This is a genomic window from Flavobacterium agri (genome assembly GCF_013401995.1).
Taxonomy (GTDB): domain Bacteria; phylum Bacteroidota; class Bacteroidia; order Flavobacteriales; family Flavobacteriaceae; genus Flavobacterium; species Flavobacterium agri.
On the sequence record NZ_JACBJI010000018.1, the window covers coordinates 996 to 5254 of the forward strand.

Here is a 4259-nt window from a genome sequence, read left to right on the forward strand (position 1 = left end):
TATTCGCGCAGTCGCGGCCTTCCGGAGATTGTTCTCTCCGCAATCACTAAAGTAACAAAACCGAGGGTTTTTTCTAACTTTTTCAGTTGAAAAAATCTCGGTTTTGTTGTGCCAGAGAATAGAGGTGAAGCCACTCTGAAACAGCGATTGCGTGAATAGGCGGTTACCCGACGTTGCAATTATTCCATAGGTTTCTCATATATGGCGTAACTTCCCAACAGTCATCTATATTTTCATAGTCAAAGCACGACCAATAATAAACTGAGTAAGCGTGTATTTTAAAACCTTTTATTAAGTAGTCTTTTACGACATTCCAATATTTCTCAAATTCTAGTTTACTTTTCTGATCGGTTACGGCCTGTATAATTATTTCCATCAAAGCAAATTTCTTGTCTTCATCATTCAACGTTCTGTAATGAGAAATGTATCTTTCGACTTCATCACTTTTTGCAACTTCCCATTCCCAGTCTTGCATTCCATCATGATATTCTAAATTTAACTCACTAGCAAGTTCTATTCGCGCTTTTTGAGTTGGAAATCTCAATTCTGGTTCGTTGATGTTCATTTTGAATTCGTTTTTCAGCAATGTTGGGTAACGTGAGGCCGCTAACCGATCGTGGCAGCCTTCCAGGGCGGGATCTCTCCGCCTGGTCTAAAAGTAGTAAAAGCAATGATTTTTTCTAACTTTTTTGTTTGAAAAAATCTTGCTTTTACGGCTTCAAAAATGTATTTGTATATCTCCTCAGCCCGCTGCCATGGCGGTTAGCGGCGGTTGTGTGCAGTTTTTATTACCACTTTATTTGTTGGGTTGTTTTCTTGCAGTAGTAACAGCCACTATTTATTCCATCGGCATTATACCATTTGTGAGCAGCATTCAATAATTCACAATCTTTCCCTTTACCCGCAATTCCTAAATTTATTAAAAACCAAGGTAGCCTTGTTCTCCACCACAATCTTTTTTCAAAAGGATGTTTTTTATTCATTTTTCAATTTCCTAATTGTAAGTGTTTCTAATGCCTAAGTCAATTTGACTTACTCTAATTTTTTAGACATAGTTTTTAAAATTGCACACAACGTGAGGCCACTAACCGATCGTGGCAGCCTGCTGGAGCGGGATCTCTCCGCTTGGGCGAAAGGTAGCAAAACTTATGATTTTTTCTAACTTGGAAAGGTAGAAAAAATCATAAGTTTTGCGGCTTATGAAAACAGCTCGTCCACTTAGTCATCCCGCTGCCATGGCGGTTAGCGGCGGTTGGTGGAAGTGCCTATATGTTTATTGCGGTTTAATTCGAACTATTTTGTCGTCTTTAAGAACGACTAATTCACTATTCAAACGTTTTTTATAAATCAATAAATCATCATAGACCTTATTCATGCCTTGAATTATCTTTTGCTGATTTTCTGTTCTTTTATACGTTTTCATAATTGTTGCAATTTAGCAAATTTAGCTTCGTCTACAACGTTGATTTCATTTGAATTATTTTTCTCAGCAATCAGTTGATAAACGCCGTCTGAATTGTCAAAAATCATAGCTTCGTTTACGATTGGCAAATAAATTTGAAACAAATTACTAATCCCGTTCTTATATCGTCGCTTTATGGTTTCGGTCTCAATATTATGACCGCCTTCCTGGACTCTTAGTTTTACACGTTCAATGGCCAGTTCGACTTTTCTAAGCCAAAAAAAAAGCAAAATTACATTGTATCCATTCTTTTGAGCGTCTAGAATTTTTCCTTTATAGCTTTTCGTGGCCAAAGTTGTTTCGAAAGCGAAGTTTTCTTTTTCTCTCAACAGATGCTCAACTCTCTGGAGCATTAATCTTCCCGCTTCGAAAGCTACCTTTTCAGGTTGGAAAGGAGAAAGGCCTTTCGCAATTTCATCGGCATTTACGAATTCTTTGCAATTGAGGATTTCAGGTAAGATTGTAAATGAAGCAGTTGTCTTTCCTGCCCCGTTGCATCCCGCTATTACATATAGATTTGGCTTCATTTAGCAAATATACCAAATCTGTGGGTTGATTTGAATTGCGATTTTCCGGGCATTTCCACCAACGTTAGGCGCATCTTGGCCGTCGCGAGTTGCGGAGCGAGTTCTCTCCGCAACCCGGAACGAAGTTAAGGATAAAACGGTTCAGGCGACGCGATTGGAGCGATGGCTCAAGATGCGCGGTTATAGGATGTTCCTAATCTCCCAATAAATCATAAATTTCATTTACTCGATGTCTGGCCAATTCTTTAAACTGTTCATTTGAATTTTCAATCTCATCTATATAGTTTAAAATATCACCAAGATTTTGTTTTACAACATCGCTGTAGATTAAAACCGATTCGGCTTTTAAATGCATTACATCTAATATTTTACTATACCGTTCAAGAATTGATTCAAAAAAAGGAGTGTCAATTCTAGTGTTTTGACTTACAATATTAATAATTTGTTCAACACAATTTATAACTCTGATAATTGGGTGAGGATGCAAGAAATTCTTATAATAGATACTAGTAATGTTTTTAGAGAAGGCAATAAAAATGTTCGCCACAATTAAAATATATAGTGTTAATAGATTATATAGTGTAACATAATTTTTGGGCAGTTTATTATCATCTATGTATTGAAGAATCAAAATTGTCCCGATTGCAATTCCAAATAAATCCGCATCCATTTCATAAACATGATTTGTAAAATTGTAAGTTGATGTATTATCATACTCTTCTTGGAAAGTATATGAGTCAATTCTTTTATCAAAACTCAGTTGAAGAATATGTGCGAATTCATGATAAAATAGATAACTTGAAATTAAATAAATAAAAAGTTCCAGTAAAATATCTTCGTCAGTTGGAAGGCCAGTGATTGCTACGATATTTTCTCTTTTAAAAATGGAGATTGAGTCTTGTATGATTTTGGATAATTGATCAACTGTTCCGTGATTAATTATAATTATGTATTTATCGTTTTCTTTATGGGCTCGGGCATTGAAATTTTGACGCAATCTAAATGCGAACAAAAGTTCAATGTTTAATTTTGCGCGAATGTTGTCAGTGGCTTCTGAAAAATATTTGAGTACTTTTTCGGCAAAGATTCGATTTTCAAACAAATCGAAATCTTTCTCCTTGATTAGATCTAAACCAGGTAAGAGGTTATTAATTATCTCTAAATCGTCATCGTACTTCATGGAATATCCTATAACGTTCCGCCGCTAGCCGACTGTGGCGGTCAAAGCGAAACGATTTTTCCTTACTAAGATAAACGTTTTTCGTGTAAACCAAACACCAAACTAGCACTTACTAGCCATAGCGGCTAGCGGCTGTTATAGGCAGTGCAAATTCTTCGTTTTCTATTGTTTTAATCTACTTATCGATGGACACCATTCCAAATATTCTATTTCGACTTTTTCTCCAACTTTACATTTTTGATTCCTTGAATCCTCAATATAACTCTCATTTTCGGCATAAAATTCATAAGAATATGAATACATCTGAATAATAACTCCTTTACCAATGAAATTTTTTTCATCTATAATTACACCAGTAGTTACTTTACTGTAATTATCCAAAAGAAAATTAAAAATTGGCCACTTTGCTATATTCATGATCAAATACAAAATAGGCGATAAAACACAGATTATAATAACACGATTTTTAAATTTTCGCATTTTCTTACTAATCTCATTTCTTCTACTCTGCATTCTTTAAGATATAATTTTTTAAGTTCAGTAGGTCTGCATTGCCTATAACGTTCCGCCGCTAGCCGACTGTGGCGGAAAAGCGAAACGATTTTTTCTTACTAAGATAAATGTTTTTCGTGTAAACCAAACACCAAACTAGCACTTACCAGCCATAGCGGCTAGCGGCTGTTACCGGTTGTAGCGACACGCTTTATTTTTCACAGTTTTTTACTTTTAAATTGATCAAAAATTAACACTACAATTAAAATAAGAATTCCATCAATTAAAAAGTGTTTTATATTCCACCCCCAATGTAAATCATTTTCACCAGCCCAAAATTGTTCATAGAATTTTAAAGGGAAACCAATATTCGCTGTCGGCTGTTCCACTCCTTTTCGCAACAGTAAGTGTAACATAACGCTTAAAAAAGAAACTATCGAAAAAATAATACCAGTTTTAAATAATAATGAAATCGATTTTTTTAGCATATAATTTGATTTTCGATGGTTGGAGCTATTACCGGTAACGTTAGGCCTGTAACCGCCGGTGCGGAAACCGGAGATTGTATTCTCCGCTGAACGCGAACGAAGTTATGGAA

General features: G+C 35.4%; 7 protein-coding genes. All 7 read right to left on the bottom strand.

From position 1 onward, the window contains the following. Positions 1 to 163: 163 nt before the first annotated feature. Positions 164 to 565 carry a hypothetical protein gene (locus HZF10_RS17660; RefSeq protein WP_176007568.1) on the bottom strand — a complete coding sequence of 134 codons (402 nt, stop codon included), beginning with the start codon at positions 563 to 565 and terminating at the stop codon, positions 164 to 166. A gap of 223 nt (positions 566 to 788) precedes the next feature. Further along, the gene (locus HZF10_RS17665; RefSeq protein ID WP_176007569.1) at positions 789 to 983 is read right to left on the bottom strand and encodes a hypothetical protein; all 195 of its coding nucleotides are present in this window, start codon (positions 981 to 983) and stop codon (positions 789 to 791) included. 290 nt (positions 984 to 1273) lie between these two features. Further along, positions 1274 to 1423: a hypothetical protein gene (locus tag HZF10_RS17960; protein ID WP_176007570.1), complete on the bottom strand. Its 150-nt coding sequence runs from the start codon at positions 1421 to 1423 to the stop codon at positions 1274 to 1276. Continuing rightward, positions 1420 to 1989, bottom strand: coding sequence for an ATPase (locus tag HZF10_RS17670; RefSeq protein ID WP_176007571.1), 570 nt, complete (start codon positions 1987 to 1989; stop codon positions 1420 to 1422). Before HZF10_RS17670 ends, HZF10_RS17960 begins: the two co-directional genes overlap by 4 nt. 193 nt (positions 1990 to 2182) lie before the next feature. Beyond that, positions 2183 to 3169, bottom strand: coding sequence for a hypothetical protein (locus tag HZF10_RS17675; RefSeq protein ID WP_176007572.1), 987 nt, complete (start codon positions 3167 to 3169; stop codon positions 2183 to 2185). A gap of 162 nt (positions 3170 to 3331) precedes the next feature. After that, positions 3332 to 3682 carry a hypothetical protein gene (locus tag HZF10_RS17680; protein ID WP_176007573.1) on the bottom strand — a complete coding sequence of 117 codons (351 nt, stop codon included), beginning with the start codon at positions 3680 to 3682 and terminating at the stop codon, positions 3332 to 3334. Between the two features lie 197 nt (positions 3683 to 3879). Continuing rightward, the gene (locus HZF10_RS17685) at positions 3880 to 4149 is read right to left on the bottom strand and encodes a hypothetical protein (protein WP_176007574.1); all 270 of its coding nucleotides are present in this window, start codon (positions 4147 to 4149) and stop codon (positions 3880 to 3882) included. Positions 4150 to 4259 lie beyond the last annotated feature (110 nt).